Here is a 23,083-nt window from a genome sequence, read left to right on the forward strand (position 1 = left end):
GATGACGAAATCTGTTCCTACCCTCACCCTCAACGACGGCCACACGATTCCGCAGCTCGGTTTCGGCGTGTTCAAGGTCGAACCCGACGAAACCACGCGCATTGTGGCCGACGCGCTCTCGGTTGGCTACCGTCACATCGATACCGCCGCCATCTACGGTAACGAGGAGGGCGTTGGCAAGGCCCTGGCCGCCTCAGCCATCGACCGTTCAGAGCTGTTCATCACGACGAAGCTCTGGAACGACCGCCAGGGCACCCAGTCGGCATTCGACGCGTTCGAGGAGAGCCTCGAGAAGCTCGGCCTCGACTACGTCGACCTCTACCTGATCCACTGGCCAGCCCCGGCCAACGACAAGTTCGTCGAGAGCTGGAAAGCCCTCGAAAAGATTGCGGAATCCGGCCGTGCCCGCTCCATCGGCGTCTCGAACTTTCTGGTGCCGCACCTCGACCGCCTGTTGCACGAGACCAGCATCGTGCCCGCCGTCAACCAGATTGAACTGCACCCGGCGCACCAGCAGCCAGAGGTGCGCGCGTTTGCTCGCGAGCACGGTATCCTCATCGAGGCCTGGGGCCCCCTCGGCCAGGGAAAGTACCCCCTGTTCGACGAGCAGGTGATAGCGGATGCCGCCGACGCGCACGGCAAGTCGCCAGCGCAAATCGTGATTCGGTGGCACCTGCAGATGGGTAACATCCTGTTCCCCAAGTCGAACCGCCTCGAGCGCATGACCGAGAACTTCGACGTGTTCGACTTTGAACTCACCCACACCGAGGTCACCATGATCTCCGCTCTTGAGCGCGCCGGCCGCGTCGCCGCGCACCCCAACGAAGTGAACTAACCCGCAGCATGTGTGTAATAGGGTGGCCCCGCGTGACCGATGGTCTGCGGGGCCACTGTGCGCCAGGTCAGATTCGGCCCGCCAGCGGCGTACATTGGACTGCGCTGCGTTTTCCTCCGCGCGGGTGCGCGCGTTTGCGCTCCGGTTGACAGAAAGTTTCCATGAACCCGATTGAATGGCTGTTCGACGCCCAGTTGCAGATCGGCACTCAGACCATTCTGTGGCGTGAAGTTATCGGTAACGCGTTTGGGATCGCGAGCGCGATTGGCGGAATGCGCCGCAAGATCTGGGCCTGGCCGGTCGGGATCGTCGGCAATGCGCTGTTGTTCACGGTGTTTCTCGGGGCCGTCTTCGATACGCCGAACCCGGTGAACCTGCTCGGGCAGGCCGGTCGTCAGATCATGTTTATCGTCGTGTCAATCTTTGGCTGGGTGCAGTGGCAGCGCAGCCGCGACTCGAGCGTGAGCGTGGCCGTCGCACCGCACTGGGCCGGCAACCGAGCTCGCATCCTGCTGGCCCTGGGACTGGTCGCCGGCACCCTCGTGCTGACCCCCATCTTTCGCGCGCTCGGCTCGTTCGAACCGGTCTGGGCGGATGCCTGGATCTTCACCGGTTCCCTACTCGCGACCTACGGCATGGCTAAGGGCTGGACCGAATTCTGGCTCATTTGGGTGGCCGTCGACGTGGTCGGAGTGCCGCTGTTGATCAGCGCCGGCTACTACGCCTCGGCCGTGCTTTATCTGTTCTACGGAGCATTCACGATCATCGGATTCGTGGTCTGGGTGCGCGTGCAGCGCCGCCGGAACGCGCTGCTGGGCCTCAGATAGCTCGCCGGTCGTCTGTGGTAATGGCCGGGGCTGGCCGCAAGGTGTATCCCCGGAGCAGAATGGAGCATGCCCAATCACCTCGCCGACGCCATCAGCCCATATCTGCGTAGCCACGCTGGCAACCCCGTTGACTGGTTCGGTTGGGGCGCTGAGGCGTTCGCTGAGGCCCGCCGGCGCGACGTTCCGGTGCTGGTGTCGATCGGCTATTCCACCTGCCACTGGTGCCATGTCATGGCCAGGGAATCCTTCAGCGACCCGGCGATCGCCGAGTACCTGAACGCCAACTTCGTCAGCATCAAGGTCGACCGCGAGGAACATCCCGACGTCGATGCGAGCTATCTTGCCGCAGCGAGCGCGTTCGTCGAGGGACTCGGCTGGCCGCTGAACGTGTTCGTCATGCCCGACGGCCGCGCCTTCCACGCTGGAACGTACTTTCCGCCGGTCGGCCAGCCGGGGCATCCGTCATTTCGCGACGTGCTCAGTGCGGTGACGGATGCCTGGCTCACCCGCCGCGCTGACGTGACGGCCGGTGCAGCCAGGGTGGCCGAGCTGCTCGAGGAGTCGGCGCGGCAGCTCGCCGCGGGTGGCGCATCCGGCACCGCGCCGGGTGCCAGCGCTGCCGAACGTGACCACGCTGTCGCCGAACTTGTTGGGTACGAGGACACGCTCTTCGGCGGCTTCGGCGGCGCGCCAAAGTTTCCGGTCGCTCCGGCACTGTCCTTTCTGCTCGGGCATGGATCCCACCACGGCGTTGGCCCCGAGCTCGCCCTGCGCACCCTCAAGCTCATGGGTGCGTCACCGCTGCGCGACCCGATCGAGGGCGGCTTCTTTCGTTACGCCGTCAACCGCGACTGGAGCGATCCGCACTACGAACGCATGCTCTACGACAACGCCCAGTTGCTTAGCCTCTATACCCGAGCCTGGATGCTCACCGGCGAGGCCTGGGCCCGCCTCGTGGCCGAAGGAATCGCCCGCTTTCTCTGCGACGTGATGCAAGTGCCGGGAGGCGGGTTCGCGAGCGCCCAGGATTCGGAGAGCACCGTCGACGGCACGCGCGTTGAGGGCGGCTACTACGCACTCGAACGCCGTGACCGACTCCGGCAGAGGCCACCAGCCCTCGACGAGAAAATACTGACCGGCTGGAACGGCCTCGCTATCCAGGCCCTTGCGCGTGCCGGCTTCGCCTTCGACCGGCCTCACCTCATCGAAGCGGCCCGCCGGGCAGCCGACTACCTGCGTGAGCACCACGAGCGCGCCGACGGCACCCTCGTCCGCGCTTCCATCGCCGGTTCTGTCACCATCAACCAGACCGGTAACAGCACCGCTCGCACCTCCGAGGCTAAAGCCACGCTGGAGGACTACGGCATGTACTCACGGGGACTCCTCGAACTCGCACTCGTCACCGGTGACGTCAGCTACGCCACCCAGGCTCGTCACCTGCTCGAGAGCACGCTAGCGGATGCCACCGACACGCCCGTTTTTCGCCCACCACACGGCCCGGATCCGGTGCTCAGCAACCAGGGGCTGGTCAGCGCCGTCGACCCGTCCGAGGGTGCGTACCCGTCGGGGATCTCCGCCTCGGTCGATGCCGCCCTGCTGCTGCATCACCTCACCGGCGACGATCGGTATCGTCGAGCAGCGCAGGCCGGACTCGGCCTGGTCGCCACCCTGGCCCCGCAGCGTCCGCTCGCCTTCGGCGCCGCACTGCGCCTGTTCGACGAGCTCAACAGCCCTATCGAGCAGCTCGTCATTGTCTTGCCCGACGAGCCTCACGAGCTTGACGAGCCCCACGAGTGGGACCAAGCCCGGCGAACCCAGCCCACCGTCACCCTGCAGGATCTCGCCCGTCGCCACCCGGCCAACGTGGTCGCCGCCGTAACCGAAACGCAGGCCAGCGCCTTCGCCTCAGCCGGATTCGACCTCTTCGCCGCGCGCATGGCGCCGAGCGGCCACCCCACCGCCTACCTCTGTCATGATTTCGTCTGCCAGCTTCCGGTCACCGACCCGGCCGAGCTGCCGCCGTCGACCGTGACGGCCGAGAGCATCGCTCGCATTGTGGTCGAACGGCAACGCCCCGACTCGGCAGACCCGCACTGATATCGGAATCTCCGCCTTTAACGGCACCGACAGATAAACGGATGCCCCAGCATCCGTTTGGTGCGCGCTCGCCCGCTGATCTCTGCGACGCAACACGCTACCGCCATCGGGACGTACACTGAGACGAACGCCACTGCGTGTCACCGGCCGCTGGTCGCTCGTCGCTCGTGGATCAGCTCCATGCGTGTCGAGAGTCAAGCCTCCTGAGAAGCACGCAGTGCAGCGTTCACGCCGGCATTTCGGCCGCACTCCCCGGGGCAGGTACGGATTGCCCCGCGTTCGAGTGCTCCACTTTTCAAGGAGGACCATGGCGACATTCGATATTCCCGACGCACAACCGAATGCGCGCACGGAGCCCCCCACAGACGCTCACCCCGAGTCGTTCGGTGGCGACATCTTTGACACCGACGCCTTTCGTCCCGACTCGGTTGGCTACGATTCGAGTGCGCCAGAACCGCCCACAAACACCGGCCTGATCCCTACTCTGTCGCTCAGCAATGAGCCAGAGCTCGTGCTGATCACGCCCGATGTACGCACTCGCCGCTTCAACCGTGATGATGTCGTCGTGCGCAAGGGTGAGATCGCGCTGATCAACGGCCACTACACGCCGCGCGAATCGATGGTCAAGGACCTCGTCGCCGTGCACGACGCGCTCACCAACGCCGGCATCGACTTTCTGCTGGTGCGCGGCGACCACAATCGTCCGGTCATCGCTGTCGACCGAAAGCGGCGCAAGGAGATCACCCGGGTGCTCGCGGCGGCGTTCGCCAACGAGCCATTTTATGCCAAGCCGCTGGATGGCACGGTGAACCAGCAGTTTCTGCTCGCCGATGGCGCACTCACCATGCTGCGCACATCCTCCGTCTTTCGGGTCTACCGGCCACGAATCGAACCGATCGGGCGGCTGCGCTACGGCGCTCAGACCGCGTTCCAATTCGAACTGTGGCGGTTCGGCGAGGACGAAATCATTGCTCCGGTCGAAAACGCGCTTATGCGCACCCGGCTGCCGCGCGCCGAAGCTCGTGAAACCACGATCGACCTGTACGGGCGCACCTGGCTCACGCTGCAGAACATGTTCGATGATCTCGCAAGTGACGTGTCCTTCGACATCGACCTCGTATTCAGCTGGGTCGACGGGTCGAGCGACGAATTTCAGCGGGAACGCGCCAAGCGCATGCAGGCCTATGTCGTCGGCGAGGGCGACGATTCGGATGCTCGTTTTCGCCAGATCGACGAGCTCAAGTACGCCCTGCGCAGCGTCTACATGTTCGCCCCGTGGATTCGGCGCATCTTTATCGCGACCGATTCCCCCGCGCCGGAATGGTTGGCCGAGCACCCGCGCGTCACGATCATGCGTAGCGAAGACTTCTTCGTCGACACGAGCGTGCTGCCCATCCACAACTCGCACGCCGTCGAAAGCCAGCTGCACCACATACCCGGGCTTGCCGAGCACTTTCTCTATTCCAATGACGACATGTTCTTCGGCCGACCGGTCGGTCCAGAATTATTCTTCTCTCCGGGCGGCGTGACCAAGTTTGTGGAGGCATCCACTCGAATCGGTCTCGGTGAGAACGATCCCACCCGCAGCGGCTTCGAGAACGCCGCCCGGGTGAACCGTGCCCTGCTGCGCGGTCGATTCGGCAAGGTCACCACCCGGCATCTCGAGCACACGCCGGCACCCATGCGCAAGAGCGTGCTCCTGGAGCTGGAACGGGAGTTTCCCGAGGACTTCAGCCGCACGGCGGCCAGTCGGTTCCGCTCGGCGACCGACATCTCGGTGACCAACTCGCTGTACCACTACTACGCACTGATGACCGGTCGCGCGGTTGCGCAAACGACAGTGCGGTCGCAGTACATCGAGACGACCCTGCGCGTGGCCCTGCGACAGATGAACCGCCTGCGCAAGCGCCGCGATCAGGACATGTTCTGCCTGAACGACGGGAGCCTTCCCGAGATCACTCCCGACGTGCGTCGGGCCGCGGTCACCGAATTTCTGAACCTGTACTTTCCTATCGTTGCACCGTGGGAACGTGCCAGTGTTGCGCCTACGTCAGTACCGGAATCGGCGTCGTCATTGGAGGTTCGCGCAGTGCAGACAGAGTTTCCGACGGCGTAATCTCGACGCTGGAAGCGCGCAGGCGGCGCGCGCTTTCGGCGGCATCCACGTAGTCGAGCGTCGGATAGTGGCCGAGTGGAACAACGGAGTGCAAGACCGTGCCGGGGTAGACGTGCACGAGGTTGAACGCCCGCGCGCCATCGCGACCGAGGGTTCCGCCGACGGGAACGTTGAGGTCCTGCGTGTAGCAGGTCGCCGACGCCACCGACACGGGGATGCCGGCGAACATGGCCATCGAGGAGTAGTGCAGGTGGCCGGCAATGATGCTGCGCACGTCGGTGCCGCTCAGCACGTCGGCCAGGCCTTGCTGATCGCGCAGCTCCACGGCAGTGGCTAGGTCGAGGACGCTCGGAATCGGCGGGTGGTGCATGGCCAGAATCGTGCCGTCCGGGGCCGGTACGCGCAGTTCCTCGGCGAGCCAGAGCAGTTGCTGCTCGGTCACTGCGCCGTGATGGTGGCCGGGTACCGAGGTGTCGAGCGTGATCAGGCGCAGTCCATTGAGGTCGTAGGAGCGGTCGATCGGCGCGTCGTGTGGCAATTCACCGAACAGCTCCGTGCGAAAGGCCGAGCGGTTGTCATGATTGCCCATGACCCAGATGACTCGGGCGCCGAGACGAGTGGCGACCGGTTCGACGATCTCGCGTAGCAGTCGGTAGGCGCCGGGCTCGCCCTTGTCGGCGAGGTCGCCGGTGACGACGATTGCCTCTGGACGCGACCCGGAAGCCTCAACCTCGGCGAACAGCTCGGCCAGACGGGCATCAACGCTGACGCTTCCGTACAGTTTCGAACCCCCCGCCAGAAGGTGGGTGTCGCTTAGATGAAGTAGAAAATGGTCCGGCCGGGGGTATTCAGCCGTTCGAAAGCTCACGGAGCGTCCATTCGTTTGTCGCAGGCGCGCTCTGTGGGCGCACTTTCACGATGCTGGTTACCATTCGATCAGACATTCTTGAACAACCGGTGAACGCCACCCTTGAATCGTGCCTGAGGCGGGGTAAATGGGCAAATATCGTTATTGAATCGTGCGCAGGAGTGGTGTGACAGACCGATCCCAGAACTCGATATGCCGCACGAACGTTAGTCAGCTGGCAAGAATATTCCCAGTGGGACCCTTCCGGGTGACCTGCTCAAGCTCCCAGCCTTGCTGTGGCATGCTAGACCGTGCGCACCAGATCCCAACCGAACTCTCCGCTACCGGGGTCGTTTAGCTACCTCGCCAGCGCAGGGCTCGTTACGGTCGTTTTCATCGGCCTGTACCTGTTTTTCGTGCGCAGTCATGCCGGCCAGGAGGCCGACCAGCTCGCCTATAACGGCGCCGAATTCGGCCGCCGCAGCATCACCCCGTTCACCGGCAAGGTGCTCGACTCCGTGCCCAATGTGGCCGTGGTGTTCGGAGTCGTACTGACCGCGATCATCGCGCTCGTGCGTCGAAACTGGCGCACGCTCGTCGTAGCCCTGGTCGCGGCCGGGGCAGCAACGGCCACGGCCCAGCTACTCAAATACGCCATCCTGGGCCGCCCCGATCTGGCCGTCGAGGGTTACGCCGGAAACTCATTCCCGTCGGGGCATACGACGGTGGCGGCGGCATCCGCTCTCGTCGTTTTTCTGGTGGCAAGCCCGCGCACCCGGCCGCTGGTCGCCGGCTGGGGCACCGCTTTCGCCGTGTTGGCCGGGGTAGCAACGCTCGCTAACCAATGGCATCGGCCAAGTGACGCGATTGCCGGACTGCTCTGGGTTGCTCTCTGGGGCTGCCTGGCCGGCGCGGTGCTAGTCCGGCCGCGAGTCGGCGTTCTGCCACGAGTGGAGGACACGCCGTCGCGGCGACCCGCCTTCACGGGCCTTCGTCGATCCACCATGCGCGTTATTCGCTGGCTGTCGATCGGCTTCGGCGCTCTCGCCGCCGTGGCATTTTTCGTCACCCTTGTGCTCAACAGCAGCCTGTTCGCCAGCGTCGGAACCACCGGCACGGTCGTCGCTTATTTCGGCGGCGTCGCGGCCATCGTGACTGCTGGCCTGCTGCTCGCGCTCGGCGGAACGCGCCTGTTTGCTCGCCTGCCGTAGATCTCGGCCCGCAGGGGCTATACGGAAGAGAAGTCGCGTGCAACACTGACTCATGGCCGTCACGTTGAGAGCGCTTCAGACCGTAGTTCCCCCGACGATTCTCATCCAGGAGCAGGTGCGCGACATTTTCGCGGCCCAGCCCGGCCTGAGCCGACTCGCTCAGCGATTGGTCAGCACGTCGTTCAACGTGTCGGGCATCGACACCCGGCATACCGTGATTGCCGAGCTCACCCTGCACGATGATTCGGCCGAGCCACAGTTCTTTGACGCGAAGCAGCAGCTGCTGCTCGTGCCGAGTACCCGCGTGCGCAATGAGCTGTACATCACCGAGGCCACCAAACTGTTTGTCGAGGCCGGCCGCCTGGCGCTCGCCGCCTGCCCCGACATTCGCCCCGAAGATATAACTCATGTCGTCACGGTCTCGTGCACAGGATTTTACGCGCCCGGCCCCGACTACATGCTCGTGCGCGAGCTCGGCCTGAAGGCCAGCACGCAGCGCTATCACCTGGGATTCATGGGCTGCTACGCCTCGATGCCGGCCCTCCGCACGGCAAAGCAGTTCGTCGAGGCAGACCCGAACGCTGTCGTGCTCGTGGTCAGCGCTGAACTCTGCTCGCTGCACCTGCGCACCTCGAGCGACCCGGACACCATCATCGCCTCCTCACTGTTCTCCGACGGTGCCGCTGCCGGAATCGTCAGCGCCCGGGCGCCGCTGCCGGGCGAGAAAGCCCTCGGCCTCGACCTGTTCGAAACGGTGATCACCCCGGTCGGCGAGGGCGACATGGCCTGGAAAATCGGCGATGAGGGCTTCGAAATGATTTTGAGCACGTACGTTCCGCACATCATTGACGAGCACATCGAAGGCGCGCTCGCCCCGTTGTTCGCCCGCGACGCGTCGATCAGCGGGCAGCTCAATGTTCCTGTTCAAGCGGATGCTGCCTCGGCGGTCGGGACAACCCCGGTTGCCCCCGTGCGCACCGCTGTTCTCACCCTGGCCCAGCCCGCCGTTCTCAGCTCGGTGATCGAGCACTGGGCGATCCACCCCGGCGGACGCAGCATTCTCGATAAGACCGAGGCGAAACTGGGACTGCGGGCGGACCAGCTGATTCCCTCGCGCGAGACGTTGCGCACCAACGGCAATATGAGTAGCGCGACCATTCTGTTCGTGATGAAAGCTATTCTCGACGGCCCAGCCAGCATCGATGGGGAGCGCGTCTGCGCGATGGCGTTCGGCCCTGGCCTCACGGTGGAATCCGGGCTGATGACCGTAATCGAGGGCTAATTGGCCCTGCCATCACTGCGCGTCCGGGCGCACGGAGCAGTAGAAATCATGGATTCGCCGCTCTGCGATCCGGCCATGCTGACCCGCACCTATCAAGATTTTCGCGTGGTCAACGCGGTCGTCTCTGGCTGGTGGAGGATCTATCGCCGCAGCATCCGCCCCGCTCTGTCAACGACGACCGACATGACGCTGCTCGATATCGGCTCTGGTGGCGGCGACGTTTCGCGGTCGCTGGCCCGCTGGGCGGCGCGCGACGGGCTGCGGCTGAGCGTGACCGGCATTGATCCGGATGCTCGCGCGCACGTGTTCGCGACTAGCCAGCCGAAGATCGTTGGCTTGTCCTTCCGGCGAGCCCTGAGCTCTGACTTGGTGGCGGAGGGTGAGCGCTTCGACTTCGTGGTCTCAAACCACGTGCTGCACCACCTGAGCGTTGCCGAGCTCAAGGGGCTGCTTGTGGATTCGGAGGCGCTCGCCGGCCGCCGGGTGCTGCATGCCGACCTTGAGCGGTCGAAGGTCGCCTATCTCGGGTTCGGGGCGGCCACCTGGCCATTCTTTCGGCACTCCTATATTCGCCCGGACGGGCTCACCTCGATTCAACGCAGCTACACCGTGCAGGAGTTGCGGGCTGCGGTGCCCGCGGGGTGGACGGTGTCGCCCGGCAAGCCGTCGCGGCTAGTGCTGAGCTGGGACGCGCCCGGTGCGTGATGTCGTTATCGTCGGTGGCGGGCCGGTCGGCACGTTCCTGGCCTGTGTGCTGGCCGTCGGCGGACTCGATGTTGAAGTGCTCGAGCAGCGCGATCGGCCATCGCTCCGTTCCCGAGCGATCGGCATTCACCCGCCGTCCCTCGCTGCCCTGGCCAGTATCGATGTGGCCGACTCTTTGATCGAGCTGGCCGTGCAGATTCGCGGCGGGGAAGTGCGTTGCGACGGCCTGCAGCTCGGGAAGCTGTCGTTCGAGCGGGCCGCGCCCGCGTATCCGTACGTCGTGGCACTGCCGCAGTACGAGACGGAGGCCCTGCTGCGCGAGCGGTTCGAGCGGCTGAGGCCCGGCCGGTATCGCAGCGGCGTGACGGTGACTGGAGTACACGAGCGCGGCGATGCAGCCCTGGTCGCGACCGACGCTGGAACCGTCGAGGCACGCTACGTGATCGGCGCGGACGGAGCGCGCAGCCGGGTGCGCGAGGTGGCCGGTATCAGTTGGCGGCAACTCGGCCGGCGCGAAACCTACCTGATGGGCGACTTCGCCGACCCAGATTCGGGCGAGACCGGCGCGGTGCTCTATTTCGAGCGCGGCGGCGTGGTCGAGTCGTTCCCGCTGCCTGGCGCTCGGCGTCGTTGGGTGGCGATGACCGATTTTCTTGCAACGGATGCCGACAGCGCCGACCTGGCCGCGCTTATCCGTTTTCGAACCGGCGTCACACTGGCCGAACCTCTCGGGGCGGCCAGCGCTTTCGCGGTGCAGCAGCGGCTGGCGGGGCGTATGCACTCGGGGTCGCTCAATTCGGATGCGGTGCATGCGGAGTCACCGCAGTCGGGGTCGCTACGCGCGGGGACGTGGCGACGTGGGCCACGGTCTCGGTCCGCGGGCCGGATCGTGCTGGTCGGCGATGCCGCGCATCAGATTAGCCCGATTGGCGGGCAAGGCATGAACCTCGGCTGGCTCGACGCCGTTGCACTCGCGCCGGCGCTGCAGCGGGCGCTGCTCGTACCGGGGGTGGCGGCATCCGTTCTGGGCGACTTCGACCGCACCCGCAGCGCCGCCGCTCGCCGCGCCGCCCTGCAGGCCGGATTCAACATGGAAATGGGCCGGCCAGCCCACGGCCTGCGACTCGGTGCCCGCAACGCCCTCGTGCGCGGTCTCACGTTGCCGCCCGCCAACGCGCTCGTGGCTCGCGCGTTCACCATGCGCTGGCTGTAGGTGGTGCGGGCGTGACCCCGGCAGCGCCGGTCGGGCGGCTTCGGACTGGCGGCTCCGGCCGGGCAGCCCCGGTTAGTACGTAACGCCGGTTACATTCGCGACACGCCGCCTGCGGCGGTCTGCGCGGCGCGGCGTGTCGCAGATTTACCGGCATTGGGTGTGGGCGCGGGTGTGCATCGAGTTAAATAGACGGGTGACTTCTGCAACTCTCATCGCTCGGCTGCGCGCCGACCTCGCCGCCGCCCACTTCTCGGTTCCCGGTCTGACCGGATTATGGGGCATCGAAGCGGATGCCGCCCTCCACCGAAACCAGCGGGTTCCGGCCCAGCGGGCGCTCGCCGCGCTCGCCATTAAACTCGGCCGGAACGAACCCGCCGCAACCCTAGCCCGGCTGTTCCTACTCGGTGATGCGGTGCCGCGCGCCGACCTTGCTGCCGCGCTGCCGGCGCTCGGGGCAGCCGGCGCCGAACAGCTTGGACTTGTGGCAGCGGAGGGTGACACCGGCGTGCGCCCGCTGGTCGACCTGCGCCCGTACAGCTTCATCGACGCTCACGGAGCTGACAGCTGGTGGATCGTGAGCGATCTGGGGGAGCTGGTGCTGGGGCATCCGCTCGGCGAAAGCCACGTTCTCGGCATTGGTGGGGCTTCCCTCACCCTCAGCGGACTCATGATGCCGCGCGCGGTGGCGCGCGCGCTCGACATCGGAACCGGCTGCGGCATTCAGGCCATGCACGCCTCCCGACACGCCGAGCAGGTCGTCGCGACCGACATCTCGGTGCGGGCGCTCGAACTCGCGGCGCTGAACGCCACGCTCAACGAGATCGATAATATCGAGTTTCGGCTGGGCAGTCTGTTCGAGCCGGTGGCGGGGGAGCTCTTCGATCACATCATCTCAAACCCGCCGTTCGTGATCACGCCGCGCGCCGAGGGCGTGCCGAGCTATGAATATCGCGACGGCGGAATGGTCGGTGATGCGCTGGTCGAGGCCGTCGTGCGCGCCGCTGCCGACCATCTCACCCCCGGCGGCGTCGCCCAGCTGCTCGGCAACTGGGAATACTCGGGCGACACGGATGCCTTCGAGCGGCTCGAGGGCTGGCTCACGCCGGGTGCTTCGGCGCCGACGGCTCGTGTGGCGCACTCGGTGGCGGCGCCGGCCGCATCCGCTTCGATTTCGACTGAGCTGCCGGGCGACGATACGTTGGCGGCGCTGTCCGCATCCGCTTCGCCGGCGCTGGACGCCTGGATCATCGAACGCGAGGTGCAGTCGCCGGGCGAGTACGCCGAGACCTGGATCCGGGATGGCGGCACCCGGCCAGGCCCCGACTTCGACCGGCTCTACAACGCCTGGCTGAACGACTTCGAGGCTCGGGGCGTGAGCCGGGTTGGCTTCGGCTACCTGCTGTTGCGGCGACCGGCCGGTGATGCAGTCGGCGTGCCCGCCGCCGACGAGCTGAGCCCATCGACCACTGCGCTGACCGAAGGTACATCGGCCGGGGCCGCTCCCACCCTGCGCCGCCTTGAACGGATGCCCGATGCCCTCGGCCATAATCCGGCCGGCCTCGGCGCGTACCTGGCCGAGTGCCTCGCCGCGCACGACTGGCAGGCTCAAACGAATGACTCGCGCCTGTTGCGCACGAATCTCACCGTCGCCTCCGACGTCACCGAAGAGCGTCACTATTGGCCAGGCCAGCAGGATCCGACGCTGATGACCCTGCACCAGGGCAGCGGATTCGGCCGCTCCGTGCCGCTCGACACGGCCCTGGCCGGCTTGGTCGGCGCCTGCGACGGCGACCTCGCGGTCGGCGCCATTATCGGAGCACTCGCCCAGCTGCTCGACGCCGACGAGGAGTCGCTGACCGCCGAACTGCTACCCCAGGTGCGCGCCCTCCTCGTCGACGGCTTCCTGACCATCCCAGAGCCCGTCTAACTGCCCGGCCAGCCTCTGGTGCGGCTGTCCGCAGTGGCTAGATCAGGCAATCTGCGTCGGTGGCGCAGTGGCGACCCCGAAAGCACGGGGATTCCCGACGTCACCCGGCCGGATTTCCTGAACAAGCCCCCGGTTGCCCGCGGCCACTGGGCGTAACTCCTGCACTTTGAGGCCGTGGCAGAAAAATTGGGCGGAATGCCGGGCTTTCGATTCGTGCTGGTCACAAATTGCAGGAGTTATGGACCCCGGGTGCCGAGACGGGATGCCCAGAAGCCCTAGTTCTTCGGGGTGGCTCTGCGCAGGGCCCAAAAGCCTCCGATGGCGGCGAGTGCTGTCGGCACCAGCAGCCAGGCGAAGATGCCGGCGATGCCTTGAGCACCGAACCAGATGGCGACCGTTGGGGAGTTGCTGGTGAAGGTGATGATCGTGACGGCGCCGGCGATGGCTAGGGCCAACGAGCTCCAGAACACGAGCATTCCGGGCATGCGCCCGCGCATATAAATGGTCGCGATCGATGCGCCAACGAAGAACACCAGCAGCTGCATCACGAAGAAGGAGAACAGGTCGACCCAGAATCCGTCGATACCAAGCCAGATCGCGTTGAACATGTAGGTGTCGATCCACCAACCCTCGGTCAGCTGTTCGAGCTGGGTCAGCACGGCAAACGCCAGCGCATTCGCGGCCGAGATCAGCACGAACAGCAGTGCGGTGCCGAGGTAGAAGTCTCGGCGGGTCACGCCGAATCCGAGGGCGAGCGGAAACCCGAACGAGATGGCCTGCACACCGACCGCAATTAGATACCCCTGCGGAGCCAGCACCGCCCAGCTGTAGCGCTGGCCCGCGATGGCGTCGGGGGTACCGAGTCCGCCGTTGGTGAAGCCGACGATCTGCGCGAAGAAGACGGTGACGACGAAGGCCATCCCGACGATCAGCCAAGGAATGCCGATGTAGGTGCGACGATCGACGAGGTGTAGTCGCACCACGTTCCAGATGCGTGCCGGGGCGCTGCGCGGGTGAACGGATGTCGGCGTGCTGGTCAGTAAATCGGTCATGAGTGTGCACTCCAGGCGTCGGTCTTGCTCTCGGTCTGATCGGCGGGTGTGTCCCCGCGGCCTTCGGCTGAGTGGCCGTTACCGGCACCCGTTCTGCCCCGTTGCCCCGGCGCCCTGCGATCCGCGTCGCGCTCGGATGGCTGGCTCGTCGTGCGCTGCACGATCAGCTGCTGCAGCGACACGGGGGAGATTTCGAGCCCGGCAGCGCGCGCGGTGGCCCGTTCGGCCTCCCCGAGGCCGGTGACGGTGACTGAGGCGAGCGCGCCGATACCATCTCGGAAAATGATGTCGCGGCCGGCGACAAAGGCATCGACATCCGTTTTCTTGCCGACAACTGTGCTCGCAGTGCCGCGCAACTCGTCCGCGTCTTGATCGATAAGAATGCGGCCCTCGTCGATGACGAGTACGTGCTCGAGCAGGTTGCTGACCTCGTCGATGAGATGCGTCGATAAAATAATGGTGCGTGGATGCTCGGCATAGTCCTCGAGCAGGCGATCGTAGAAGATCTGCCGCGCGACCGCATCGAGGCCGAGGTAGGGCTCATCGAAGAAGGTGAGCGGAGCGCGTGAGGCGAGGCCAACGATCACGCCGACCGCCGAGAGTTGCCCGCGGGAAAGCTTCTTGATCGGCCGATTCAGCGGCAGACGAAAGTCCTCGGCCAGCCGGCCTGCGAAGTCCGCATCCCAATTGGCGAAAAACCACGGCGCACTCGCAAACACATGAGCGGGCCGAAAGCTGTCCGGATACTTCTGAGTTTCCTTGATGAAACACAGTGATTGCAGCACCCGCGCGTTTTCCAACGGCGAAGCTCCAAACACCTCGAGGGTGCCGCTGGTCGCGAATTGCTGCCCGGTGAGCAACTGCATGAGGGTGGTCTTGCCGGCGCCATTGCGGCCGAGCAGCCCGTAGATTTTGTTGGTCTCGACCGTGAAACTCACGTCGTTGATCGCGGTGAAGGCGCCAAATTTCTTGGTGAGGCCGGTGACGCGCACGGCCGGGTCGGTGAGGTTCATGAGTTGCTCGCCATTCTGTCGGTCACGGATTCTGCGTTGATCATGCTGGCGACCTGCTCGGCGGTGAGGCCAAGTTTGACAGCCTCGGCCAGCAGCGGGCCGACGAAATTAGCCCGAAATTGCTCGGTGCGAGCGCCGACCAGTCGCTGCCTGGCTCCGGTGGCTACAAACATTCCTATTCCTCGCTTCTTGTAGAGAATGCCGTCTTCGACCAGACGATTGACGCCCTTGCCGGCGGTGGCCGGGTTGATGCGGTGAAAAGCCGCAAATTCATTGGTCGATGGCACGGATGTTTCTTCCTCGATGACGCCATCGATGATGTCGTTCTCGATCTGCTCCGCAATCTGCACGAAGATCGGTTTGCCCGCTTCGATCAAGGACTGCCTGCTTTCCGTAGATGCTGGGCCTGCTATTGGTTAGCTGGTTAGTTGGTCGTGTAACTAACTAACTACCTTGAGATGACAATGTCAAGCGTAAAAGTCTGCGGTAGTTTGGTGTCATGACTGGCGCCGGACTGTACGACCGTTCTGGGCTGGACCGATCGTGAAGCGGCGCACGTTTCTGCTCGGCGCGGCGTCTGGTTTTTCCGTGTTGGCCCTCGCCGCGTGCGTGGCGCCGGCGCCGGTACCGACGACATCCGCTGTGCCCACCACCCTCACGCCATCACTGGTGCCGCGGCCGTTGACCGTCTCCCGAACCAACTGGTCGACCGACCCGTTCTCCCGCGGATCGTTCAGTTACGCCGCCGTTGGCTCCACGCCTGAGCATCGCACCGCCCTGGGCCAGCCCGTTGACGCGCGCGTCTTCTTTGCCGGTGAAGCGACAGCGCTCGACGAGCCGGGCACTGTGCAGGGAGCTCGGGCCTCTGGACTGCTAGCGGCCGGCCGGGTGCAGGACGTCGCAGCTCCGGGCGAGCGTGTGACTATCGTCGGTGCCGGTATCGCCGGCATCACGGCGGCCCGCCAGCTCACCGACGCCGGATTCAGTGTCGTCGTGATCGAGGCTCGCGACCGCATCGGTGGGCGCATCGACACCGTCAGCGCCGACTGGCCGTTTCCGATCGAACGTGGCCCCTCCTTTGTGCATCGCAGTACCGACAACTTTCTCGACGACGAACTCAGCGGGCTCGGTGTTAGCCTGCTGCCGTTTGTGCGCACCCCCGAGGTGCGTACCAGGGCCGGCGCGGTTGTCGATGTGTCGCCGCGCGGCGCAGAGGCCGTCGTCGGCGCCCTGGCCTGGGCGGCTGGACAGCAGCAAGACGTTTCGGTCGAGCGCGCCCTGATTGACTCGGGCGAAGCGAACCTGTCGAAGACGCCCAATGCCGAGGGTCTGTCGGAGGCCGACTGGCTCGAGTATGAAATCGCAACCCAGCTCAAGGTGGAAACAGGCGCGACGACGAGCCAGCAGTCGGCCTGGTACACGACCGAAATGGCCACGGTCGATGACGACCAGATCGTCGTGGGCGGCTACTCCACGCTGCTGACGAGCGACGCGACGGGGCTCGACCTGCTGCTGTCGAGTGTGGTCAATCGCATCGCCCATGATGACAACGGTGTGAGCCTGCGCCTCGGTACCGGCGAATCGCTCTCGGCCGACCGGGTCATCGTGACCGTTCCGCTTGGCGTATTGCAGAACGCGGCCATCGAATTTTCGCCGGCGCTCCCCTTCGCGCATCGCGGGGCGATCGCGGCGCTCGGCATGGGCGTGCTCGACAAAGTCTGGCTGCGTTTTGACGTGCCGTTCTGGGACACCGCGGCGCGGCTCTGGACCATCGTCGGCGACGACGCGGACTTTCCCGTTTGGGTGAACATGATGCCGCTCACCGGGGAGCCCATTCTCATGGGTGTTGTCGCGGCCGAGAACGCGACCCGGTTGTCCGAGCTTGACGACGACGCATTTCTCGCTGCCGCGCTCACCGCGCTGGAACCGTTTCTGGCCAGTCCCGACGAGTAGGTAGCATCTCGCGGCGTGAACACACCCGACGCGGGGTAGCGCGAGTCAGAGCGCGGAGCCCCACGGCGGAAGCAGGTGCCGCGGCATCCGTTGCAGCCGGGTTATCCAGGTGAGCAGCGCAGCGATGCACGTGATGATGGCCACGATGATCAGGCAATAGGACACGGTCTCTGCTGGGCCGCTGACCTGCCGAGCGTCGAGAAAGAAGTACGGGTACCAGCCAACGATCGGGCTGCGGATGAGCGTGTACACCAGCCAGAACAGCGGAAACACGATGGCCCAGCCGAGATATTTCCAGGGGAGGCGGGCCTTGAACGGGTCGACCATCCAGTCGATCAGCGCGCAGACCGGAATGACGAAGTGCAGCAGCTGACTCGACCAGGGCACCTCGATCGAGTAGTTGGCGCCGGACGACTGCCAGACGATGATTCCGTAGACCACTCCGGAGACCAGAATGTAGGTTGTCACCATGGCGCGCAGCATGTCGACCCAGGCCGGATCGGTTGGCCGACGCAGTGCCACGACAGCCGCCGTCACGAATACCGCAACGGATGCGATGGCGCTTTGCACCGTGAAATAACTGAAGAAATTCGCCATCGCAAAAGATGCAACACCGAGGGTGTAGTCGAAGTATCCGATCAGGGCTATCAACCCGGTCGCGGCCAGACCGAGGCGCGCCAGAGCGAACGCTGTGCGCGTTGTCATTCCCGCCCCTTGGTGGGACTCACGCGCGATCATAATGCAACGCTACGCCAGCTCCGGGGGCCTTCCGGCCTTAGTCGGTGATCTGAAAGTCGCTGCCGCCGGTGGTGGTGATATCGCTCACCTCGAGGGCCGTGACCACGGCATAGCGCGGGCCGGTTTCAAGCCAGTGCAGCATGCTCGAAACGGATGCCACCCGCCCCTCGATTTCGAGTTCCACCGTTCCGTCCGTCCGGTTGCGCACAGAGCCGACGAGCCCGAGGTGACGCGCGTGAGCCGCCGCATGATATCGAAATCCGACGCCCTGCACCTCGCCCCGGGCGAGCACTCGTTTTCGAATCACGGGACTATTCTGCTCCGACCGCTGCCGAAGCGCGAGCTTGCGAGCGATCGAGATCTCGGGTGATGCAAAGCGGCAGGTCTCGACCGGCGGGTCTCGACCGACAGCATCCGCTTCTGGCGTTATTCAACTTCTGGCACTGGGCCTACTCTGTAAGCACCGACACCCTGGAGGAACAATGACCGTGTTGACCGCCGATTTGTACGACGAGCGTGGCGACGAGCTGCAATCCGTGCCCCTGCAGTTTCAGACGATCGGCGGTCGGGTTCGTTTCAGCGGTGCCATTCGCACGGTCACCTGCTTCGAAGACAACGCCCTGCTGAAGTCGATCCTGTCCACGCCCGGCGACGGCGCTGTGCTCGTCATCGACGGTGGCGGTTCGCTGGGCTCCGCGCTCATGGGCGACATGATCGCCGACCTCGCCGTGGCAAACGGATGGTCTGGCGTGATCATCAACGGCGCGGTGCGCGACCGGGTCGCCATCGGTGCCCTCGACCTCGGCGTCAAGGCACTCGGCAGTAACCCGCGCAAAAGCTCCAAGACCGGTGCCGGGGTAGCGGATGCCGTCATCGAGATCGCCGGCGTTGTCTTCACTCCTGGGCGCACCGTCTACTGCGACGAAGACGGCATTCTGGTCGAGCGCTGACCCCTTCAATCACTGACCCGTGAATCAGCACAGGCGCTGAGCGAATTCGCTCAGCGCCTCGGGTGAAAGTGGTTACTGAAGAACGTCGTCGATGCTCACGACGACGAAGTTGGCGTCAAGATCGACGTCGCGGTCGGTGCCGTTGTCGAGGGTGACCTCAACCTCGTAGAGGTGGTCCCAGTCGTCGTCGCGGTCAAAGTCCGTCACGCGACCGCTGCCTACCGCGGCGAGGGCTGACGCCTCCGCGCTGGAGCGCTCGCTCGCTGCCTGGTCAGCCGTGGTCGTGTCGACCGCGGCACTCGGGGCCGCGCTCGGCGCGGATGAGCTGCCGTCGTTCGACGAGTTGTTGTTCGAATTGTTCGTGTTGTCGTTGTCGTAATCGCCGGTCCAGACCACGTCGAAGGCGTCGTTGAGCTCAACGTCCACGGTGGTGCCGTTGTCGAGGCGCACCTCGAGGTCATAGGCGCTTCCGCCGTCGTCGTTGCGGTTTGCGTTCGTCACGGTGCCGGGGCCGACCTCGGCGATGGCGGCGTTGCTCGCGCGGTCGAGCGTCTCCCCGGTCAGGGGGCCGTCGTTGTCGTTGTCGGTCACTGCCACGGCAATGCCCGCGCCGCCCAGCAGCAGAACGACGCCAGCGGCGGTCGCGATGAGAATGTTCTTTTTGTTCATGGAGCAATTGCCTTACGTCGGTGCCCCCAAAAGCCCCAGACCGATTGGCCCTGCCCAAGTTGCTGGCTTCAGCATAAGCGAAGGAATGTACACCCCCGAACGCGAAGGGGCAAACAACAGCATTTTCACTGGCTCACTCGTCCGCACGGTGAAACCGTGGCTCACAATGGCCGCAGTTCCTGACGGGTGGTGGCACACTGCGAAACCAGAAGCCCCCAGGCTGCCCAAAAAATCGGGGCTGCGCGCGGGGCCGCAGATCCGACTCAGTCCGTGTTTGTCGAGCGGCTATGCGGTCGGGACGACCGGTGCCGTCTTGGCGGCCGGCGGGGTACCGGCATCCGCTCCCCGGGGGCCGCCGTTGCCGGGCCCGGCAGATCCGCCCCCAACACCGCCGCGGCCGACTCGACCCGCAGCGGGCGTCGTGATGGACGTTGCATTGAGGGTGGTGTTGTCGTCGTTCACCGTTCCGGTGGCACGAATCTCGGTGCCCTCGGCGAGGTCGGCGCTGACGTCGTCACCGTACTCGGTCTCGGTGGAAACGGAGATGGATCGGGTGAAGCCATCGTCGTCGGTCACCGTGATGGTGTTGCCGGAAACCGAGAGCACGGTGCCGGAGATGCTCGGCTGGCGCTCGCCCAGGCCGGCGGATCCAGCGGTCGCATCGGCAGCACCGTCGTCATGGCCGTCGTCGTGGCCGGGGCCGTTCGCGATGTTGGAATTATTCGAGGCGAGCTCGGCATCCGATCCCGAATTGGCGGCGATGCCGAAACCAATCCCGGCGCCGCCGAGAATGATGACGGCGGCGGCGAGGCCACCGATGGCGACCGGCTTGCGGTACCAGGCGCGCGGCTGGGGCGTGGCCGGTTCGTAGGCGGGGCCGGGCTAGGCGTAACCGGTGGATGCAGCCGGGGTCAACGAGCCAGGCGCTGCATGGAGTGGCACGGTGTTGTCGAGCGGCACGGCATTCTCGTACGGCACGGTGTCGTTCGCACCGTTGGCGACGACGGGCGTTGCGTTGAGAGGAACAGTCGCGTTCGAATCGAAGGGCAGGGTGGCCTGCGAGTCGTACGGAGGGGAGTCGAGAACTTCGGTCGCGGACGTTTTTGGCGCCTCGGTAGCCGCATCGCCGGAATCGGCCGCAGGCGTGTCGGAATCACGCGTGCCCTCGCCGTGCTCGATCGGATCGGTGGGCTTGGAATCATTGGTGCGGGTCATGGTGTCTCCTGAAGAAATGACGTCGGTGCGGGTGTGTTTTTTTCAGTTTTGGGCGCGAATCTGAAGACGAACTGAATCGTGCCCGGGGCCGCCAAACGGTCAGCAGGCGCATAGCAGACACTCAGCTTTGCCCCGCACTGTTAGAGCGTGCCTATCGAACCCGCCCGCGTTCTCGTCGTCGAAGATGAAGAGACGCTGCGCCACGCGATCGGTCAGGCACTCACGCACGCCGGTTTCGTGGTCGACACCGCGCCAGACGGCACGAATTTCGCTGAACGCATCGCCCGATTTCGGCCCGATGCCGCCGTGCTCGACATCATGCTGCCCGGCGAAAACGGGTTGCACCTGGCCCAGCGGCTGCGGGCAGCTGGCAACACCCCGGTTTTGTTCGTGACCGCACGCGACGCGGTCGACGACCGGCTCGCCGCTTTCGAGGCTGGCGCCGACGACTACATCATGAAACCGTTCGTGTTGGCCGAGCTCGTCGCGCGGGTCACCGCCGTGCTCCGCCGCACCGGTCGCCTGGTCTCGCCAACGATGCAGGTCGCCGATCTCGTCGTTGACGAAGAGGCAGCAACGGCCACCCGGGCCGGAGTGCTGATCGACCTCACCGCCACCGAGCGGCGCCTGCTCACCTATCTCGTACACAATCGCGGACGCACGCTCTCCAAGACGCAGATCCTCACCCAGGTCTGGGGCTACGACGATTACGACCCCAACCTGGTCGAGGCCTACGTCAGTACCCTGCGCCGCAAACTCGACGTCAACGGCCCGCGCCTCATCCACACCGTGCGCGGGATCGGCTACCGCCTCACCGGCTGACCGGTTTGTTCACCTGGCCTGCGTGAAACGGATGCCGCCCGCTCGCCGGGCAGCGTGCATCCGTTCCCCTGGCATTGCGTCGCCCGTGAATTCAGCCCAATCCGCCCGATCATTTAGAAAGTCGTTAACCGATGCGCACCACGTCACTACGCGTGCGAGTCGTAGCCGCTGTACTGGCTATGCTCACGATGGTGCTGGTCACGGTCGGAATTCTGATCAACGTCGTGCTCGGGTCCCAGCTGCGCGCGGATCTGCAACAGCGCCTGATCGACCGGGCCGGATATGCGCAGATTTTGGCCGAGCAAGGCCTGGCGCCGCAGAGTCTGGCCAATCAGCTAACCGGCGATGACGTCACGGTCACCTATTCGATTGGCGGGGACACCGTTTACGGACGCATCAATCCGGGTCCCGGTCGTGACGGCGGCGATCGCGGACCCGGCGCCCCGCCGCACGCCGAAAACGTGCCGGGAGCTGTCGTCACGCAAACCGGCGACCGCCTGTCGGTCACTCAAACCGTGGCCGGTGGAACCCTCACTCTTAGCTCGAGCGAGACGGGCATCGACGGGGCACTGGCCCAGCTGCGCACAATCGAGGTCGTCGCCGGTGCGCTGACCATCATCGTGACCGGGCTTTTGCTGACCGGTGTGGTCGGGGTGGCGCTTCGCCCGCTCACCCGCATGACCGCGCTCGCTCTCGCCATCACCGAGGGCGGACGCGGCGGTCGACTGCTCCCGAGCAACCCGCGCACCGAGATCGGGCGCACCGCCGGAGCCATCGACGACATGCTGCAGGCACTTGAAACCGCCGAAAACACCTCCCGCCAGGCCGCCTCTGACGCCCAGGCCGCAGAGACGACCGCCCGCGATGCTGCTCAACTCGCAGCGGTGGCCGAGGAGCGGATGCGCCAGCTACTCGCCGACGTCTCGCACGAACTGCGCACTCCGGTGGCCGGCCTGCAGGCCAGCGCCGAAACCCTGCTGCGCGACAATCCGCCCCGTGCCACACGGGAGAGCCTCACGGTCGGCATGATCCAGCAGACGCAGCGGGCAGCCCGGCTGGTCGATGACCTACTGCTGATGACCCGGCTCGATCAGGGCGATTCGGGCGCAGCGTTTACGCCGGTCGATCTGTCGGAGCTGGCCCGCGGCGTGGTCGCCGAGCAGCGGCTGCTCGGTGCCGGTCGCGAGTTCAGCCTGGCATTGGCGCCGGACGTCTGGGTGAGCGGTGACGCCCAACGACTAGCGCAGATTGTGACCAACCTGCTCGGGAACGCGCGCAATGCGACCGAGGCGGGCGGCAGCATCCGCACCAGCTTGGTCGTGGTGGACGGGAGAGCGCAACTGGATGTCAGCGACTCGGGGGCAGGCGTTCTGGCGGGTGACCGCGAGCGCATCTTCGAACGATTCGTGCGCCTTGACCCGTCGCGCGCGAGCAACCGCGGTGGGTCGGGCCTTGGCCTGTCGATTGCTCGGGCCCTCGCCCGAGCGCACGGCGGCACCCTGGAATGTCTTGAACCCGTCGCGCCCGCCGTCGCATTGCGCGGTGCTCGTTTCGTCGTGACGCTGCCCGTCGCGCGATAGTGCTCGCACTCGCCAAGCCACATCGGAAGGC

Annotated in this window: 22 protein-coding genes; 13 read left to right on the forward strand and 9 right to left on the reverse strand. The window is 65.4% G+C overall.

Annotated features, from left to right (window positions below):
* The first annotated feature begins 1 nt into the window (after window position 1).
* From CXY75_RS06025 to CXY75_RS06040, 4 genes are all read left to right on the forward strand, one after another.
* Window positions 2-835 (forward strand): aldo/keto reductase, encoded by an 834-nt coding sequence (locus CXY75_RS06025; protein ID WP_104081927.1) that lies wholly within the window; start codon window positions 2-4, stop codon window positions 833-835.
* Window positions 836-996: 161 nt separating this feature from the next.
* Window positions 997-1,662, forward strand: a complete 666-nt coding sequence (gene pnuC / locus CXY75_RS06030; protein WP_104081928.1) for a nicotinamide riboside transporter PnuC — start codon at window positions 997-999, stop codon at window positions 1,660-1,662.
* Between the two features lie 66 nt (window positions 1,663-1,728).
* Window positions 1,729-3,759, forward strand: a complete 2,031-nt coding sequence (locus CXY75_RS06035; RefSeq protein WP_104081929.1) for a thioredoxin domain-containing protein — start codon at window positions 1,729-1,731, stop codon at window positions 3,757-3,759.
* Window positions 3,760-4,066: 307 nt separating this feature from the next.
* Window positions 4,067-5,875 (forward strand): stealth family protein, encoded by a 1,809-nt coding sequence (locus CXY75_RS06040; protein ID WP_104081930.1) that lies wholly within the window; start codon window positions 4,067-4,069, stop codon window positions 5,873-5,875.
* On the opposite strand, the gene CXY75_RS06045 is transcribed toward CXY75_RS06040, so the two are convergent.
* Window positions 5,805-6,743, reverse strand: coding sequence for a phosphodiesterase (locus CXY75_RS06045; protein WP_104081931.1), 939 nt, complete (start codon window positions 6,741-6,743; stop codon window positions 5,805-5,807). The two genes, CXY75_RS06040 and CXY75_RS06045, sit on opposite strands and share 71 nt — an antisense overlap.
* Window positions 6,744-7,033: 290 nt before the next feature.
* Here CXY75_RS06045 and CXY75_RS06050 point away from each other — a divergent pair, with 290 nt between their 5' ends.
* The 5 genes from CXY75_RS06050 to CXY75_RS06070 all read left to right on the forward strand — a co-directional run bounded on the left by CXY75_RS06050 (window position 7,034) and on the right by CXY75_RS06070 (window position 13,060).
* The gene (locus CXY75_RS06050; RefSeq protein ID WP_104081932.1) at window positions 7,034-7,933 is read left to right on the forward strand and encodes a phosphatase PAP2 family protein; all 900 of its coding nucleotides are present in this window, start codon (window positions 7,034-7,036) and stop codon (window positions 7,931-7,933) included.
* Between the two features lie 52 nt (window positions 7,934-7,985).
* Complete coding sequence (locus CXY75_RS06055; protein ID WP_104081933.1) at window positions 7,986-9,215, forward strand: type III polyketide synthase; 1,230 nt, start codon at window positions 7,986-7,988, stop codon at window positions 9,213-9,215.
* Window positions 9,216-9,920, forward strand: coding sequence for a class I SAM-dependent methyltransferase (locus CXY75_RS06060; protein WP_104081934.1), 705 nt, complete (start codon window positions 9,216-9,218; stop codon window positions 9,918-9,920). It begins immediately after the preceding gene.
* Window positions 9,913-11,133: an NAD(P)/FAD-dependent oxidoreductase gene (locus CXY75_RS20435; protein WP_104081935.1), complete on the forward strand. Its 1,221-nt coding sequence runs from the start codon at window positions 9,913-9,915 to the stop codon at window positions 11,131-11,133. The genes CXY75_RS06060 and CXY75_RS20435 overlap by 8 nt, the downstream gene beginning before the upstream one ends.
* A 193-nt stretch (window positions 11,134-11,326) precedes the next feature.
* The gene (locus CXY75_RS06070) at window positions 11,327-13,060 is read left to right on the forward strand and encodes a methyltransferase (RefSeq protein WP_104081936.1); all 1,734 of its coding nucleotides are present in this window, start codon (window positions 11,327-11,329) and stop codon (window positions 13,058-13,060) included.
* Between the two features lie 275 nt (window positions 13,061-13,335).
* Here the strand turns inward: CXY75_RS06070 and CXY75_RS06075 are convergent, their stop codons facing one another.
* Genes CXY75_RS06075 through CXY75_RS06085 form a run of 3 tightly spaced genes read right to left on the reverse strand, consistent with a single transcriptional unit; the run spans window position 13,336 to window position 15,502 of the window.
* Window positions 13,336-14,112 carry a hypothetical protein gene (locus CXY75_RS06075; protein WP_104081937.1) on the reverse strand — a complete coding sequence of 259 codons (777 nt, stop codon included), beginning with the start codon at window positions 14,110-14,112 and terminating at the stop codon, window positions 13,336-13,338.
* A complete protein-coding gene (locus CXY75_RS06080) occupies window positions 14,109-15,125 on the reverse strand; it encodes an ABC transporter ATP-binding protein (protein ID WP_104081938.1) in 1,017 nt (338 codons plus the stop codon). The genes CXY75_RS06075 and CXY75_RS06080 overlap by 4 nt, the downstream gene beginning before the upstream one ends.
* Window positions 15,122-15,502: a GntR family transcriptional regulator gene (locus CXY75_RS06085; RefSeq protein WP_104081939.1), complete on the reverse strand. Its 381-nt coding sequence runs from the start codon at window positions 15,500-15,502 to the stop codon at window positions 15,122-15,124. The genes CXY75_RS06080 and CXY75_RS06085 overlap by 4 nt, the downstream gene beginning before the upstream one ends.
* A 166-nt stretch (window positions 15,503-15,668) precedes the next feature.
* On the opposite strand from CXY75_RS06085, the gene CXY75_RS06090 reads away from it, so the two are divergent.
* Window positions 15,669-17,078: a flavin monoamine oxidase family protein gene (locus tag CXY75_RS06090; protein ID WP_104081940.1), complete on the forward strand. Its 1,410-nt coding sequence runs from the start codon at window positions 15,669-15,671 to the stop codon at window positions 17,076-17,078.
* A gap of 45 nt (window positions 17,079-17,123) precedes the next feature.
* Here CXY75_RS06090 and CXY75_RS06095 read toward each other — a convergent pair whose 3' ends face one another.
* On the reverse strand, window positions 17,124-17,783 hold the full coding sequence (locus CXY75_RS06095) for a Pr6Pr family membrane protein (protein WP_104081941.1): 660 nt from the start codon (window positions 17,781-17,783) through the stop codon (window positions 17,124-17,126).
* Between the two features lie 70 nt (window positions 17,784-17,853).
* Window positions 17,854-18,123: an acylphosphatase gene (locus CXY75_RS06100; protein WP_104081942.1), complete on the reverse strand. Its 270-nt coding sequence runs from the start codon at window positions 18,121-18,123 to the stop codon at window positions 17,854-17,856.
* 175 nt (window positions 18,124-18,298) lie between these two features.
* Here CXY75_RS06100 and rraA point away from each other — a divergent pair, with 175 nt between their 5' ends.
* Entirely contained in the window at window positions 18,299-18,766 is a 468-nt protein-coding gene (rraA, locus tag CXY75_RS06105) for a ribonuclease E activity regulator RraA (RefSeq protein WP_104081943.1), read from the forward strand.
* Window positions 18,767-18,838: 72 nt separating this feature from the next.
* Here the strand turns inward: rraA and CXY75_RS06110 are convergent, their stop codons facing one another.
* From CXY75_RS06110 to CXY75_RS06125, 3 genes are all read right to left on the reverse strand, one after another.
* The gene (locus CXY75_RS06110; protein ID WP_104081944.1) at window positions 18,839-19,435 is read right to left on the reverse strand and encodes a PepSY domain-containing protein; all 597 of its coding nucleotides are present in this window, start codon (window positions 19,433-19,435) and stop codon (window positions 18,839-18,841) included.
* 285 nt (window positions 19,436-19,720) lie between these two features.
* Entirely contained in the window at window positions 19,721-20,041 is a 321-nt protein-coding gene (locus tag CXY75_RS06115; protein WP_104081945.1) for a hypothetical protein, read from the reverse strand.
* A gap of 276 nt (window positions 20,042-20,317) precedes the next feature.
* Complete coding sequence (locus tag CXY75_RS06125; RefSeq protein WP_104081947.1) at window positions 20,318-20,650, reverse strand: hypothetical protein; 333 nt, start codon at window positions 20,648-20,650, stop codon at window positions 20,318-20,320.
* Window positions 20,651-20,797: 147 nt separating this feature from the next.
* Here CXY75_RS06125 and CXY75_RS06130 point away from each other — a divergent pair, with 147 nt between their 5' ends.
* Both CXY75_RS06130 and CXY75_RS06135 read left to right on the forward strand, forming a co-directional pair.
* Entirely contained in the window at window positions 20,798-21,472 is a 675-nt protein-coding gene (locus CXY75_RS06130; RefSeq protein ID WP_199182385.1) for a response regulator transcription factor, read from the forward strand.
* Between the two features lie 131 nt (window positions 21,473-21,603).
* Window positions 21,604-23,052: a cell wall metabolism sensor histidine kinase WalK gene (locus CXY75_RS06135; RefSeq protein ID WP_104081948.1), complete on the forward strand. Its 1,449-nt coding sequence runs from the start codon at window positions 21,604-21,606 to the stop codon at window positions 23,050-23,052.
* The last annotated feature ends 31 nt before the right edge of the window (window positions 23,053-23,083 follow it).

Source organism: Cryobacterium sp. Y11 (assembly GCF_002929535.1).
Classification (GTDB): domain Bacteria; phylum Actinomycetota; class Actinomycetes; order Actinomycetales; family Microbacteriaceae; genus Cryobacterium.